Here is a 14,785-nt window from a genome sequence, read left to right as displayed (position 1 = left end):
CCCGCAGCGCGCATGTGAGCATCACGGTGCCCGGATCGCCCGCGCAGCCTTGATACGGAGCGCTGTCTGTGGCCCGTACTGTCCGGCGATTGCCTGCACTGCCTCATTTTCTGTGGATGCTTCGATGCCGCGCACCATCACGCTGCACTCCGATCTTGGCGAGCGCCTGCTGCTGCATCGCATGCAGGCCAGCGAAGCGTTGGGGCAGCTGTTCGAGTTCCGCATCGAAGCGTTGTGCACGGATGCACAACCCAACCTGCGCGCACTGTTGGCCACACCGGTCGCCGTCGAGCTGGCCGACGACAACGGCGAGCAGCGCTGGTACCACGGCATGGTGGCGACGTGCGCGCAGGCCGGCTCCACCGTGATCGATGCGCTGCCCTACACCGTGCTCGAGCTGCATGTGGTGCCGCGGCCGTGGTTGCTCACCCAACGCCGCGATTGCCGCATCTATCAGGATCTGAGCGTGCCGGAGATCGTCAGCAGCGTGCTGGCCGACAGCGGCTACAGCGACATCCAGCAGCGGCTCAGCGCGCAATACCCCAAGCGGGTGTATTGCGTGCAATACCGCGAAGACGACTTCAGCTTCATCAGCCGGCTGCTGGAACAGGAAGGCATCTATTACTACTTCACGCATACGCGCGAAGCGCACACCTTGGTGCTTTGCGACGCGCTTGGCGCGCATGTGGTGCGTAATGGGGTGAACACGCTGCCGTACGTCCCACCGGACATGCAGCACCGGCGCATCCTGCGTTCGGTGGTGAGCCAGTGGCGCAGCGCCCGTGCGCTGCATTCCACACGCCACGCACTTGCCGACTACGACCCGCAGCAACCACGTGCCTCCCTGGCGGCACAGGCGGTCGCCGGTGGCGACGACGTGCACCGGGTCGACACGCTGGAGGTCTTCGATTATCCGGGCCCGCATGCGTTGCAAGCCGATGCCCGCCGCTACGCGCAGGTGCGTAACGAGGCGGTCAACGTGCAACGCGCCAGCCACCACGCCACGACCAACGCCTGCGGGCTGATGGTCGGTGCGCTGTTCACCTTGCGCGGGCATCCCTGCACTCCGATCAACCAGGAATATCTGGTGTTGTCGGCGCAGACCACGCTGGCCGCACCGGAGCATGGCGAGGAGGCGCCGTTTTCCAGCACCGTGCAGGTACTGGAAAGCCGGCTGCCCTTCCGTAGCCTGCGGCGCACGCCCACACCCAGCATTGCCGGTCTGCAGACGGCGGTGGTGACCGGCGACACCGACGAAGACATCGTGGTGGATGCGCATGGCCGTGTGCAGGTGACCTTCCATTGGGCCACGTCCGCACGCCCGCACGGGGCGCCGTCGTGCTGGGTCCGCGTGGCCTCGATGTGGGCGGGCAAGGGCTGGGGCGCGATGAGCCTGCCGCGGGTCGGGCAGGAAGTGGTGGTGAGCTTTCTGGAAGGCGACCCGGACCGTCCGTTGATCGTGGGCAGCGTCTACAACGCCGATCACGCCGTGCCGTTCGCCTTGCCGGAAAACAAGACCCAAAGTGGCGTGCGTAGCCGCAGCCTGCTCGGCGGTAGCGCGGACTTCAACGAGCTGCGTTTCGACGACAAGGCCGGCCAGGAAGAAGTCTATCTGCGCGCACAACGCGATCTGCGCGAAGAGGTGCAGAACGACCACACCGCCACGGTGACTAACGACCAGGTGCTCACGGTCAACCACGATCGCAGCGCACGCATCGACAACAACGACAGCGTGGACGTGGGCAAGAAACTGTTGCTCCAGGCCGGCGAAGAGATCGAGCTGGTCACCGGCAGCTCGCGCCTGGTGATGAAACGCAACGGCGACATCGTGCTCAGCGGCATCAAGATCCTGATCGATGCGACGACCGAGGCCAAGACCACCTCGATGGCGATCAAGTTGATTGCCGATGCGCAGCTGCAGGCCACCTCGCCGGCCACCGAGGTGGTGGGCGATGGCACGCTCAAGCTGTCGTCCGGCGGCATGCTCAGCGCCGAAGCCGGCGCGTCGGCGACCGTCAAAGGTCCGTTGGTCAACATCAAGGCAGACGCGCTGGTGCAGGTTGCCGGCGGCCTGATCATGATCGGATGAGCGCGCCCGATCTCTCGCTGGCGCAGGCGTGTGCGGACATGCAGGTGTCCGCGCCGGCACGCGCGCAGCTGGGTGCGCCGATCGCGCCGCAGGCAGCGGTGCGTGCGTTGCTGGCGCAGGGGTACGGCGAGGATGCGATCAAACTGCTCGCGCGCCTGTTACCCAAGCGCTATGCGGTGGCCTGGCTGTGCCAATGCGTGCGCGGCGAACCGCTGGACGAGGAAGACCGCGTCGGCGCCGCTCTGGCCGAGAAGTGGGTGCGTGACCCCAGCGAGACGCATCGCCGCGCCGCGCAGGCATTTGCGCATGCGGGCGGTTACGTTTCCTTGGGCGCCTGGTTGGCGGCGGCGGTGGCCTGGTCCGGCGGCAGCCTGGCGCCACCGCAGCAGACCACGCCGGTGCCACCGCCCGAACACCTGACCGCGCGGGCGGTAGCTGCCGCACTCACCTTGCTGGCGGCACGGGAGCCGGCGCAGCTGCAGGCGCGCCGCAACGGGTATGCCGCACATGCGCTGGAGTTGCTGGCCAATGTGCGCGCGCCATGACATCGCCGATTGGTCATCGCGGCATGTGCCAGGCAGACATGCCGTCCTTGAAGACGCCGGCCACCTCGACCTATTCATTGCTCGCAACGTTTTCCAGCCACTTGAACAACTTGAGTTTGCGATCGTGTTCAAGGCTGTGGCTGCGCCGGCGGCAGAGCGGATGATCTGCGACGCCGCTGCAGAGCCCTTACCCGCCCACCATCGCAGGATATGCCGCAGGTATGTCCTCGCAGGCTCTTACACGGTCTCCGTGTTGCGTAAGGTCCCGCGACGGTGGGCGGGCAATGACCAGTCGACACGGTCGGCGTGCGTAGATCTTCTTAAAGCGGCCGACTTACTCACTAGCGCGGTGTCCTCACCGCGTGCAGGACCGTGTGGCGGCATGGATGCCGCCACCGAGGCTCCATGGATGGATCTACGACGTGTCCCGCGAGCGGTGAGGGCGCCGCGCCCTCGACCAACCCCGCTCAGGACCACCTGAGTGACGCCGAGGATGGCTAAACAATCACTGCGCGGCCGCTCGCGACGTTCGATCAGCCGCACCACGTTCTTCCCTGATATCGATCATCATTTGCAGGAGCCTGTGTCGTGTCCACTTCGCAGTTGATTCTCACCGTGAGCGGCGCGCAGACCGCGCAGTTCGGTAGCAGCGTGCAAAAACATTTTGCGGGGACCGGCGGCAGCATCGGTCGCTCCGACGAAAGCGATTGGGTGCTGGCGGCGCCGGGCATCTCGCGCACGCATGCGGTGGTGCGCTTCCTCAATGGCATGTACTTCATCGAGGACCGCAGCACCAACGGTATGTCGCTCAATGGCGTGGCACTCACGCGTGCCGACCCGTGCGCATTGAGCGATGGCGACCGCCTGCAGCTGGACGGCTTCGAGATCCAGGTGCAGGTGCACCCCCTGACCGCCGCGCCCGATCTGACGCCTGCGTTCGATCCGCTGCCGGACGCCATGGACGACCGCACCCAGGTCGCGCCGCCGCCATCGCCGCTGCGTACCGCTGCGCCCGCGCATGCGTTCGACCTGCTGGATTTCGGTGCGCCGCTTGCTACGCATCCTGCCGCCGACGACCCGTTGGACGGCCTGCTGCTCGGCAGCACGCCACGCGAGCTCGATCCATTGCGGCTGCTCGACCCCTTGCCGGACCCGCCACCGAGCGTGGTGCCCAGCGCATGGAATCACAGCAACGCCAGCCATGATCACTTTCGCCCGCCGGGCAATGGCGACACGCGCGCCACCCTGCCGGAAAACTGGGACCTGACGCTGGGCGACTTTGCGCCGCCATCGTCGTCGGTCCCTGCGGCCATGCCTGCGTCACCGGTTGCAGCGCCTGCACTGCAGGCGTCAGGCAGTCCGCCCGTCTCCACGCTGTCAGTGCCACCGGAGCTGGAGCGCATCTTTACCATCGTGGTGGATGGGGTCATGGACGTGTTGCGCGCACGCGCCGAGATCAAGAACACCTTCCGCCTACCGGTGACGGTGATCCAGCGCTCTGAGAACAACCCGCTCAAGTTCGCCGCCACCGCCGAAGACGCGCTGCAAAAATTGCTGGCCCCGCCAAGCGCGTCCTTCCTGTCTGGTGTGCCGGCATTCGAGGACGCCTTCGACGACATCCGCTGCCATCAGATGGCGATGCTGGCCGGGATGCGCGCCGCCTTCGATGCGATGCTGTTCCACTTCAGCCCCGACCGCCTGGAACAGGAAGCCGATGCCGGCGGCAAGCGCCTGAATTTCGGCGGCAAGGGCCGCTACTGGGAGCGCTACCGCGACAACTTCGAACAACTGCGCGGTGACCCGGACGACTGCTTCCGCCGCCTGTTCGGCGACGAGTTCGCGCGCGCGTACGAAGCGCAATTGGCACGGTTGAAATCGGCGCGGCGGCAGCCGTCGCGCTGACGCAGAAGGTCGGTGAGGTGGATGCCGGCGATTGCGCGCTGGCGGGCACCAGTGGCCACGAATGCGCGCCGCAATCGTGGGGCGCACCGCACTTGCGGCGAACGCGTTTTCAGTCGGGCAGTGCCTTGACGAACTCGATGAACGCGCGCAGCGGCGGCGGGGTGAGATTGCGATTGGGGTAGTACAGGTACGGCCCTGGAAACGGCTGCCACCAGGGCTGTAGCACGGGCTCCAGCGCGCCGGAATCCAGGTGCGGCTGTAGCCATTGCTCGAACAGATAGATGATCCCGCTGCCTGCAATCGCCGACTGGATGGCAAGCTCCACGCCTCCGCCGATTTCCACCAGCAGTTGCCCGCGCGGAACAATGGTGATCACTTCGCCATGGCGCTCGAATTCCCAATCGGCAATCGCTCCGCTTGGGAAGCGGCCACGGATGCAATCGTGATCGACCAGCTCGCGGGGGTGCGTCGGCCGGCCGCGTCGGTCCAGATACTTCGGCGCCGCCGCCGTGGCGCTACGTTGCACGCGTGGGCCGATCGGGATGGCCACCATGTCCTGCTGCAGCCGCTCGCCGTAGCGGATGCCCGCATCGCAGCCGGCGGCGACCACGTCGACGAAGCTTTCTTCGGTCAGGATCTCCACGTTGATATCCGGGTGCGCCGCCATGAATGGCGGGATGATCTGCGGCATCACCAGGGTGGCGGCAGTGATCGGCACATTGAGCCGAAGCGTTCCCGTGGGCGTGTTGCGGAACGCGCTCATGACATCCTTGGCGCCGTCCAGTTCGATCAAGGCAGGCTCGACGCGGGCCAGCAAGGCCTTGCCCGCGTCGGTCAGCACGACACTGCGTGTGGTGCGGTTGAACAGCCGCACGCCGAGCCAGGATTCCAGGCGCTTGATGGCATCGCTGAAGTTGGAAGCGCTGCCGCCGGCACTCTTGGCCGCCTCGCGAAAGCCGCCGGCCCGCGCAACGCGCACAAACGCGTCCATGTCTCCCAGGCGATTGCTCATTGTTCGGTTTTCCGGACGGCCTGTGCAGTTTGTGCCCGATTGTCGCACAGGGGCGGCGCCCGTAGATTGGCCCTGCACCGCGCAGTCGACGGCTTGTCTCGCTGCAGCAACCGCTGCAGTGGCCCGGTCTTGCGACTGGTTGTACCGGCTGCCCGGAAAGACCCGGCACAGCAACTCCGCTCACTCAACACAAGGAAACTCCCATGAACAGCATGACGCGTCTCGGTGGCAGCTTTACCCTGCCCGGCACGACCCTGAGCCTCAAGCGGGTGGGGTACGGCGCCATGCAGCTGCCCGGCCCGCACGTATGGGGGCCGCCGCGCGACAAGGCAGCGGCCCTGGCAGTCCTGCGCGAAGCAGTTGCGCTAGGTGCCAATCACATCGATACGGCCGAGTTCTACGGCCCGCACGTCTCCAACGCACTGATCCGCGAAGCACTGCATCCGTACGACGATGGCTTGGTGATCGTCACCAAGGTCGGCATCAGCCGGGGAAGCGATACCTCCTGGAACAGCGATCTCTCGCCAGCAAGCCTGACGCGGCAGGTGCATGAAAACCTCGCCAGTCTGGGTCTGGAGGCGTTGGATGTGGTCAACTTACGGCTGGGCTCACCGATGGAGACCGACGAGCGCTCCCTTGCCGAGCCCGTTGCGTGCCTGGTCGAGCTCCAACGCCAGGGCCTGGTGCGCCACATCGGTCTGAGCAACGTCACCGCACGGCAGGTCGCCCAGGCGCAGTCGCTGGCCAAGATTGTCTGTGTGCAGAACCACTACAACCTGGTCAAACGCAACGATGACGCCTTGATCGATTCGCTTGCGCAACAGGGCATCGCCTATGTTCCATTTTTCCCATTGGGTGGCTTTTCGCCGCTGCAATCGGACCGGCTGTCGGCCGTTGCCGAAGAGGTCGGGGCAACCTCCAAACAGGTGGCGCTTGCCTGGCTACTGCAGCGCTCGCCCAACATCCTGGTGATCGCCGGCACCTCCTCCGTGCCTCATCTGTGGGAGAACTTCGCCTCTTCCGAGCTGACCTTATCCGCAGAACAGGTGGCAACGCTGGACGGTATCGCGACCGAGGTCGGTAGATCGCATTGAAGTACACCGCGTGCGCAGTGACCCGCAGCACACAGCCCGCCGCCGCCGAAACTACAACTACAACTGCAACTGCAACTGCAACTGCAACTGCAACTACAAATGCAACATGCACGAGCCACGCGTGCCTGGTTGGCGCGCTTGGCAGATGCCTGGGCCACGGCCGCTCACAGCTCTTAAGTACGTGACGGGCTGTGAGCGGCGGTCTTGCCGAACAACAGTGCCGTTCAAGGCCAGCCGCAAGGCATCGCGGCCAAGTGCCGCCCGCGCGTCGCCTTACCTGCTTCTGTCGCAACCAGCTCGCGTAGCGCCGCGGTATAGGTCGGCCGCCGAGCATAGGGAGCGAACACTGCAAATGCGGTGCACGAACCGCTCTTTGCGATGGGGATGCCTGCGAGCGGGGCCCGGACGGGCAATCAAAGCGTGAGCGCATGCGCGCCAAAGACCAACACCCTGGTTGGCGCCAATCGAGGTTGGCAGGGCATGCAACCGACATCACGCAATGTCTGCGTTGAGGGCGTGACAGATGCTGCCGATGTCGCGGACGGCGGTCGATTGCCTGAGACATTTTGACGGGTGCGCCTGGCAGGCGCACCGCAGAATCGCCCCATCGACGCGATCCATCGGGGCCTGGCGACTGCAGCCATCGCGATCGTCCGCGGCACGCAACCGACCAACAACATGACGCTCGCGCATGGCACGCCGTGCGGTGGCGCGTGGCGTTTCCATAGCGAGTGGATCATGCACAACAACAAGGTCGTGTGGAGCGAGGGGTTGTTTCTGCGCCCGCAGCATCTGCAGCAGCAGGAGCGCTACCTGGAGCGCTATGTGGATCTGCGTGCGGCGCGGTTGCGGCCGTATGCGTGGGGCGTGAGCGAGCTGGAATGGGAGACTGATCTGCTGGCGGTGGGCAAGCTGGGACTACGCCGGGCGCGCGGTGTGTTTGCCGACGGCACGCCGTTTGCGATGCCCGGCGACGACCCGCTGCCGGTGGCGCTGGAGGTGGACCCCAACTGCCGCGATCAGATCGTGTATCTCACGCTGCCCCTGCGGGTGCCCGCGCAGCCGGAACTGGGTCGCCCGGAATCGCCGGCCGATCAGCTGTTCCGCTACCGCGTGCGTGAGACCGAAAGTGGCGATGCGTCCGGCAGCACCAGCGAGGCGGTGCTGATGGAGGTCGGTGGGCTGAGCACGCGGCTGCTGCCGCAATCGCAGCCACTGGACGGCTTGGACCGCATCGCAGTGGCGCGCATCATCGAGTCGCGCTCGGACCGTCAGGTGATCCTGGACCCGCACTTCATTCCCAGTGCGATGGTATGCCAGGCCGCCGCAAGGTTGACCACGTTCCTGACCGAACTGCTCGGCTTGTTGCATCAGCGCGGTGAGGCGCTGGCGGCGCGGGTCACGCTGACCGATCGCGGCGGCGCTGCCGATATCGCCGATTTCCTGCTGCTGCAAGTGGTCAACCGCTGGCAGCCGCAGATTACGCATTGGGCTGCCGCACCGTTGGTGCATCCGGAAGAATTGTTCCGCGCGCTGGTGGCGCTGGCCGGCGAACTCAGCACCTTTACCGCGCCGGGCAAGCGCCCGCCGGCATGGCCGGCCTATCGGCACGAGGCGCAGCAGGACAGCTTCGAGCCAGTGATCGGTGCGCTGCGCTCCAGCCTGAGCGCGGTGCTCGAACAGACTGCAACCCCGTTGCCGATGCAGGCGCGCAAGTTCGGCGTGTGGGTGGCGATGGTGCCCGACCCGAGCTTGCTGGACAGCGCCGCGTTCGTGCTTGCCGCAAAGGCCGACATGCCCAGCGAAGAACTGCGCCGGCAGTTGCCTGCGCACGCCAAGATCGGGCCGGTGGAGCAGATCCGCGATCTGGTCAACCTGCAGTTGCCCGGCATCGTGGCAACGCCCATGGCGGTGGCGCCGCGGCAGATTCCGTACCACGCCGGCTACCTGTATTTCGAGTTCGACAAGAGCGCCGCGTTGTGGCGAACGTTGAAGACTTCCGGCGGCATCGCATTCCACTTCGGCAGCGAATTCGCCGGGCTGGACCTGCAACTGTGGGCGATCCGGAGTTGAGCGCATGAGCCGTCCCATGACCGACATCGATGCCGGCCTCGCCTCGCCGCTTGCGGCCAGCCCGGTGGCTGGCGAAGACACGGACATCAGCGAGCTGTTGGGCCGCAGCGTCAACCCGTTGGTGCAGGCCGCCACCCCGCTATTGCTGTTGGCGGTGCAATTGCGCCATAGCGCGCAACTGCCGGATGTGGCCCGCCTGCGCGAGCAGGTGATGGCGCAGATTCGCCGCTTCGAGCAGCGCGCCCGCGATGGCGGCGCGCCGGTGGAAGCGGTCACCGCCGCGCGTTACGTGTTGTGCGCCCTGCTCGATGAGGCGGTGCTCAATGCGCCGTGGGGCGAGCGCAGCGGCTGGTCGCAGAAGACCTTGCTGGTGGTCTTTCATAGCGAGTCGTATGGCGGGGCCAAGTTCTTCCAGATCCTGGAGCGGCTCTGCGCGGACGTGTCGCGGCATCTGGATTTGATCGAGCTGATGTATCTATGCCTGGCGCTGGGATTTGTCGGCCGGTACCAGATCGAAGCGGGCGGGCTGGCCAAGCTTGGCGATATCCAGGATGACCTGTTCCGCCGGATCCGTGCCGCGCGCGGCGCCGCACCCGACACTCTGGCGCCGCACTGGCGCGGGGTGGAAGACCGCCGCCGACTGGGCCGTTTCTTGCCGCTGTGGGCCGCTGCGCTGCTGGGGCTGAGCGTGCTGGTGGTGGCCTTCGTGTGGATGCAGACGCGCTTGAACGCGTTGTCGGCGCCGATCAGCGCGCAGGTGGCGCAGTGGGGACTGGCGCCGGCCACACCGCCGGATGCAACGCCGTTGCCGCCGCCGCAGGTGCGTCTCAAACAATTGCTTGCGACGCAGCAGCGCGCCGGCTTGCTGAGCGTGGAGGAGCAGGCCGATGGGCAGACGCGCGTGCGCCTGAGCAGCGCGGCGATGTTCGCCTCCGGCGGCGTCGAGGTGGAGCCGGAGCAGCGTGGCTTGATCGCGCAGATCGCTGCGGCGATCGATCAATTGCCTGGCCGGGTGATCGTGGTCGGGCATACCGACGACGTGCCAGTGCGCTCGCTGCGCTTTGCCGACAACTACGCCTTGTCGGGGGCGCGTGCCGCCGCGGTGGCGCAGCTGTTGCGCACGCACCTGGCCACGCCGGGGCGGGTGGAAGCGCTGGGTGCCGGCGACTCGCAACCGGTGGCGCAGCCGGTGCAACTGCCCGCCAACCGCGCGCGCAATCGCCGCGTCGAGATTCTGTTTCAGCCTGGGGAATGACGATGAAGACGCTGTTGTCCAAGCTGAGTGCCCCATTGGTGGTGAGCGTGTTGGCGCTGTGCCTGGTGTCGCTGCTGCTGTGGGTGGGCGGGCCGTATGTGGCCATCGATGGCTGGAGCCCGCTGAACGGCGTGGCCGCGCGGTTGTTGGCCATCGTGACGTTGATCGGGGGGTGGCTGGGGGTGCTGGCATGGCGCCATTGGCGCGCGCAGCGACGTGCGGCAAGTCTGTCCAGCGCATTGGCCGCCCCGGGGCGCGATGACGACCGCGAACTGCGCAGCGGGCAGGAGCGCGCGCAATTGCAGGCGCGCTTTCAGCAAGCCATTCAACTGCTGCGCAAGCGGCGTGGCGGCAGCGATCTGTACACGCTGCCGTGGTACGCGTTGATCGGCCCGCCCGGCTCGGGCAAGAGTACGTTGCTACAGCATTCGGGCCTGCAGTTTCCGTTGGCCGCGCGCATGGGCGATGCCGCGCTGCGTGGGGTGGGGGGCACCCGCGATTGCGAATGGTGGTTCACCGACGAGGCAGTGTTTCTGGATACCGCCGGGCGCTATACCACCCAGGATTCCGATCAAGCGGTCGATGCCGGCGCCTGGCGCGACTTCCTGTGCCTGCTGCGGCGCCATCGCCCACGCCGGCCGCTCAATGGCGTGCTGGTGACCATGAGCATGTCCGACCTGTTGCTGCTGGACGATGGCGAACGCGACACGCACATGCAGGCGATCCGGTGCCGCCTGGACGAGCTGGCCGAGCAGCTGCAGGCCAGCGTGCCGGTCTATCTGATCTTTACCAAGTGCGATCTGATCGGTGGCTTTGGCGAATTCTTCGACGATCTCACGCCTGCGCAGCGCAGCCAGGTCTGGGGCATGTCGTTTCCGCTGGCGCACACGCTCGACGGCCGCGCCGCGCGCGGCTTTGCCGAAGAATTCAATCTGCTGCAGCAGCAGCTGAGCGCCCGCCTGTTCGCGCGGCTGAACCTGGAGCGCGACCGTTTGCGGCGTGCGGCGATCCTGGCGTTTCCGCAGCAGGTGGCGGCGCTTGGCGAACATGCGCGGCAATTTGTCGAAGGCACCTTTGCCGGCACCGCCTACGGGCCGGCGCCGCTGCTGCGCGGGGTGTACTTCACCTCCGGCACGCAGGAAGGCACGCCGATCGATCGCATGATGGGCGCGGTGGCACGCACCTTCGGCGTGGACGATGCACGCGTGCATGCACCCGGTGCGCAGCGCCGCACGTTCTTTGTCGAGCGCTTGCTGCGCGAGGTGGTGCTGCGCGAATCCGGACTGGCCAATACCCCGCCTACCCGGCAACGCCGCATGGCGTGGTTGCAGGCGGCCGCCTATGCCGGCGTTGCGTTGTTGAGCGGTGCGCTGCTGGCCGGGTTGGGCGTCAGTTATCTGGGCAATCGCGGCTATCTCGACCAGGTGCGTCAGGCACTGGAGGCACGGCCTGCCGTGCCCGATCCCAATACCGCCACCGCCATGCCGGACTACGTGGCGCGCACGCTGCAACAGGCCGCGGCGACGCAAGCGGTGGTGCAGGTAGCGCGCCAGTATCACCCGCACACGCCGTGGTCGCTGCGGATGGGTTTGTTCCAGGGCGCCGCTCTGGGCGACGAACTGCAGGCCGGGTATCTGCGCCAGCTCAACGCCACCCTGTTGCCTGCCTTGGCGGTGCGCTTTCGCAACGGTCTGGTCGACAACGCGCAGGCGCCGCAGGCGTTGTACTACACGCTCAAGGGGTATCTGATGCTCGGCCAGCCGCAGCATCTGGATGCGGCGCAACTCAGCGCGCTGGCGGCCATCGAGGCCGGCAAACTGTTTCCGCGCGACGTGGCGCAGCAGCAGGCGCTGAGCACGCAGTTGCAGGCCGTGCTCGATGCTCCCGAGCGCGTGCGCGCGCTGTCGCTGGATGGCGAGCGCATCGCGCAGGCACGCGCCAGCCTGCGTGCGGCCGATCTGTCCACCTTGATCTACGGCAACCTGCTGCTGACGCCGCCGGCCGGCACGCCGCTGCGGCTGGACAAGGCACTGGGCTTGCTGGCCGATACCTTCGTGCGGCGCAGCGGCACCGCGCTGTCCACGCCGGTGCCGGCGCTGTACACCCAACCGGTCTTCGCTGGCCTGCAGCGCGATGGCATTGGCCAGGCGGTGGAACGCTTCGGGCGCGACGATTGGGTGTTCGGCGGCGCGCCGCTGGATGCCCCCGCCAAGGCCGCGCTGGTGCGCGAGGTCGGCCAGCGCTACGAGGCCGACTACATCCGCTACTGGGACGCGCTGCTGGCCGATCTGCAATTGCGCCCGGCCGCTGATCTGGCCGCCGCCAGCGCCAGCGCCGCCAAGCTGGCCGGCCCCAGCTCGCCGTTGCGGTTGTTGCTGGGCGTGGTCGGCGAGCACACCCAGGCGATGGATCGCGCACCGCCGGCCGACCCTGCGCAGCGCGCCGTTGCCGCAGCAGCCGGCAAGGCAGCGGCCAAGGCCAAAGCGGCCGCAGCAACGCTGCCGGGCGGTGCCGCGATGAGCGCCGCATTGGCTACCCCGGCCGACCCCGCCGCCACCAACGCACCGGCACCGGGCGCGGCGATCAGCGAGCACTTTCTGGCGCTCAACGCATTGACGGCCGGCGCACCCGGCAGCACGCCGCTGGATCATCTGCTGAGCGTGCTCGATCAACTGGGCAGGCAGCTGCTGGTGGTGTCGCAAGGCGGCGGCGATGCGGCCGCCGCCACTGCACAACTGGCCGCGGCCCGGCAGGAAATGGCGCAGTTGCCGCCGCCGGTGACCGATTGGCTGCAAACCCTGGCCGGCGGCAGCGCCACCTTGATGACCCAGGGCGCACGCGCCGCGCTGGATGCGCAGGTGCGCCAATCGGTGGGCGAGGTGTGCAGCGATTTCGTGCGCGGGCGCTACCCGTTCGACCCGGAGGCGCAGGTCGATCTTCCGCTGCAGAATTTTGGCGAATTGTTCGGCACCGGCGGGCGCCTGGATGCGCTCTACACCGGCACCGTGCAGCCGCTGCTGGACACGCAGGCGCCGCAATGGCGCTGGAAACAAGGCCCGGATGCGGTGGTCGGCGCGCCCGGCCTGCCCGCACAGCTGCAACTGGCGCAGCGCATCCGGCAGAAATATTTTCGCGGCGGTCCGGTGCCGCAGGTGGGCTTTACCGTGCTGGCACCCACGCTGGGCGAGGGCGTCACCCGGCTGACCCTGGACATCGAAGGCCAGCGCTACGACTACCAGCCCGGTGCGGCGCAAAGCATGCCGATGATCTGGCCCGGCCCGGTGCCGGGGCATGTGTCCATCGCCGCCTTCGGCGCCGATGGCGTGGCGCTGGGCACGCTCGACTATCAAGGCGACTGGGCGCTGTTTCGCGCGCTGCAGGCCGGGCATCTGCAGAACCCGTCCGATCTGCGCTTTGTCGCCAGCTTCGCACTCGGTGGCCACGACGTGCAGGTGCCGCTGCGTGCGGGCAACCTGCGTCACCCGTTTCTGGACAGCGACGTCCAGCAGTTTGCGTGCGGCGGATGAGCATGCCGGCCACCGATCAGATCGGCTTCCACGGCAAGTTGCCTGGCGTGGGCGACTTCGTGCAGCGGCGCCTGCCGGCCAGCTTCGTGCAGCCGTGGGACGCGCACTTTGCCGGCTGCCTGGACACGGTGCGCCAGCAGCTTGGCGAGCGCTGGTCCGGCGCGTACCGGCGCAGCGGCATGCGCGCGTTCGCGTTGGGGCCGGGTGTCTGCGGTCCGCAGGCCTGGGCCGGTGTGCTGGGCCCGGGCGAAGACCGCGTGGGGCGCTGCTTCCCGCTGATCGTGGCGATGCCGTTGCCGCATGCCTGCCTGCCCAGCCACGCCTGGTTCGGCGCATTGGCGGCGTGCCTGGGCCGTGCCTTGCGCGCCCGCGCCGATGCGGTGGGCTTCGACACCGCCGTGCGTGCGCTCGCGGTGCCGGCGACGCCCTCCACCGCGCATGCACCGGCGCACGGCCAGTCGCTGTGGTGGCCGCTGGGCGGCGCCGCGCAGGCGCTCGCGGGGCTGCCTGCCGCCGAGCGCTATCTGGACTGGCTGCTGGCCGATGAGGACATCACCGAGGTCACCCGATGAGCGCGCTCTATCAATCCGCAGGGCACACCGAAACCGGCAAGGTGCGCCGGCTCAACGAAGACGCACTGCTGCTGCGCGACGACGCCGGGCTGTGGGTGGTGGCCGACGGCCTGGGCGGCCACAGCGCCGGGGATTACGCCAGCCAGTTGCTGGTGCAGCGGCTGGGCGCGTTGGTGCGCCCGCCGGACCTGTGCGACTTTCTCGACGCCATCGACGACACCCTGGCGCAGATCAACGCCGAGTTGCTGCAGGTCGCCCGGCAACGCCGCGTGGACATGATCGCCACCACCGTGGTGGTGCTGGTGCACGACCCGGACTTCATGCTGTGCGGCTGGGTCGGCGACAGCCGCATCTATGCGCACCACGGCGGCCCGCTGCGCCAGCTCACCCGCGATCACGTGCACGGCGTGCGCGAGGACGTCACCCAGTTCGGCAATGCCCAGGCCGCCGCTGCGGCAGCCGGCGTGCTCACCCGTGCAGTGGGTGCGCAAGAGCCGTTGTTCGTCGATTGGGTGCTGCTGCCAAGCCTGCCGGGCACGCAATTTTTGCTGTGCAGCGACGGCATCAACAAGGAAATCCCCGACCCGGAGCTGGATGCCGAATGCCATCGCTTCGGCGATCCACGCGCGTTGCTGGCGCGGTTGTTCGAACTGGCGATGGGCCGGGCGGCGCGCGACAACGTCACCGCCGTCGTCGTCCGCCTGCAGGAGTGAGCG

The 14,785-nt window shown here is 67.5% G+C and carries 10 protein-coding genes; 9 read left to right on the top strand and 1 reads right to left on the bottom strand.

Annotation, left to right across the window (positions count from 1 at the left end):
• The first annotated feature begins 124 nt into the window (after nucleotides 1-124).
• The 3 genes from BJD12_RS11335 (at nucleotide 125) to tagH (ending at nucleotide 4,536) form a co-directional block, all read left to right on the top strand.
• On the top strand, nucleotides 125-2,089 hold the full coding sequence (locus BJD12_RS11335; RefSeq protein ID WP_005993968.1) for a type VI secretion system Vgr family protein: 1,965 nt from the start codon (nucleotides 125-127) through the stop codon (nucleotides 2,087-2,089).
• Entirely contained in the window at nucleotides 2,086-2,634 is a 549-nt protein-coding gene (locus tag BJD12_RS11330; RefSeq protein ID WP_005993970.1) for a DUF6931 family protein, read from the top strand. The genes BJD12_RS11335 and BJD12_RS11330 overlap by 4 nt, the downstream gene beginning before the upstream one ends.
• A gap of 588 nt (nucleotides 2,635-3,222) precedes the next feature.
• Nucleotides 3,223-4,536: a type VI secretion system-associated FHA domain protein TagH gene (tagH, locus tag BJD12_RS11320; RefSeq protein ID WP_005998267.1), complete on the top strand. Its 1,314-nt coding sequence runs from the start codon at nucleotides 3,223-3,225 to the stop codon at nucleotides 4,534-4,536.
• 109 nt (nucleotides 4,537-4,645) lie between these two features.
• Here tagH and BJD12_RS11315 read toward each other — a convergent pair whose 3' ends face one another.
• Entirely contained in the window at nucleotides 4,646-5,527 is an 882-nt protein-coding gene (locus BJD12_RS11315) for a LysR family transcriptional regulator (RefSeq protein ID WP_042828800.1), read from the bottom strand.
• Between the two features lie 224 nt (nucleotides 5,528-5,751).
• Here BJD12_RS11315 and BJD12_RS11310 point away from each other — a divergent pair, with 224 nt between their 5' ends.
• The 6 genes from BJD12_RS11310 to BJD12_RS11280 all read left to right on the top strand — a co-directional run bounded on the left by BJD12_RS11310 (nucleotide 5,752) and on the right by BJD12_RS11280 (nucleotide 14,782).
• A complete protein-coding gene (locus tag BJD12_RS11310) occupies nucleotides 5,752-6,642 on the top strand; it encodes an aldo/keto reductase family oxidoreductase (RefSeq protein ID WP_005991905.1) in 891 nt (296 codons plus the stop codon).
• Nucleotides 6,643-7,380: 738 nt separating this feature from the next.
• A complete protein-coding gene (tssK, locus tag BJD12_RS11300; protein WP_042827954.1) occupies nucleotides 7,381-8,715 on the top strand; it encodes a type VI secretion system baseplate subunit TssK in 1,335 nt (444 codons plus the stop codon).
• A gap of 4 nt (nucleotides 8,716-8,719) precedes the next feature.
• Nucleotides 8,720-9,970 (top strand): type IVB secretion system protein IcmH/DotU, encoded by a 1,251-nt coding sequence (gene icmH / locus BJD12_RS11295; protein ID WP_042827953.1) that lies wholly within the window; start codon nucleotides 8,720-8,722, stop codon nucleotides 9,968-9,970.
• Nucleotides 9,967-13,497: a type VI secretion system membrane subunit TssM gene (gene tssM / locus BJD12_RS11290; RefSeq protein ID WP_005991902.1), complete on the top strand. Its 3,531-nt coding sequence runs from the start codon at nucleotides 9,967-9,969 to the stop codon at nucleotides 13,495-13,497. The genes icmH and tssM overlap by 4 nt, the downstream gene beginning before the upstream one ends.
• Nucleotides 13,494-14,069, top strand: coding sequence for a type VI secretion system-associated protein TagF (gene tagF / locus BJD12_RS11285; RefSeq protein ID WP_005991901.1), 576 nt, complete (start codon nucleotides 13,494-13,496; stop codon nucleotides 14,067-14,069). Before tssM ends, tagF begins: the two co-directional genes overlap by 4 nt.
• Nucleotides 14,066-14,782 carry a PP2C family protein-serine/threonine phosphatase gene (locus tag BJD12_RS11280; protein WP_005991900.1) on the top strand — a complete coding sequence of 239 codons (717 nt, stop codon included), beginning with the start codon at nucleotides 14,066-14,068 and terminating at the stop codon, nucleotides 14,780-14,782. The genes tagF and BJD12_RS11280 overlap by 4 nt, the downstream gene beginning before the upstream one ends.
• Nucleotides 14,783-14,785 lie beyond the last annotated feature (3 nt).

Source organism: Xanthomonas vesicatoria ATCC 35937 (assembly GCF_001908725.1).
Taxonomy (GTDB): Bacteria; Pseudomonadota; Gammaproteobacteria; order Xanthomonadales; family Xanthomonadaceae; genus Xanthomonas; species Xanthomonas vesicatoria.
Note: the sequence above shows the minus strand (reverse complement) of the source record. Positions and strands in the feature narration are given on the sequence as shown.

Coding starts and splice junctions, on each gene's coding strand:
- BJD12_RS11335 (WP_005993968.1), top strand. CDS start 125: ATGCCGCGCACCATCACGCTGCACTCCGATCTTGGCGAGCGCCTGCTG.
- BJD12_RS11330 (WP_005993970.1), top strand. CDS start 2,086: ATGAGCGCGCCCGATCTCTCGCTGGCGCAGGCGTGTGCGGACATGCAG.
- BJD12_RS11315 (WP_042828800.1), bottom strand. CDS start 5,527: ATGGACGCGTTTGTGCGCGTTGCGCGGGCCGGCGGCTTTCGCGAGGCG.
- BJD12_RS11310 (WP_005991905.1), top strand. CDS start 5,752: ATGAACAGCATGACGCGTCTCGGTGGCAGCTTTACCCTGCCCGGCACG.
- tssK (WP_042827954.1), top strand. CDS start 7,381: ATGCACAACAACAAGGTCGTGTGGAGCGAGGGGTTGTTTCTGCGCCCG.
- icmH (WP_042827953.1), top strand. CDS start 8,720: ATGAGCCGTCCCATGACCGACATCGATGCCGGCCTCGCCTCGCCGCTT.
- tssM (WP_005991902.1), top strand. CDS start 9,967: ATGACGATGAAGACGCTGTTGTCCAAGCTGAGTGCCCCATTGGTGGTG.
- tagF (WP_005991901.1), top strand. CDS start 13,494: ATGAGCATGCCGGCCACCGATCAGATCGGCTTCCACGGCAAGTTGCCT.
- BJD12_RS11280 (WP_005991900.1), top strand. CDS start 14,066: ATGAGCGCGCTCTATCAATCCGCAGGGCACACCGAAACCGGCAAGGTG.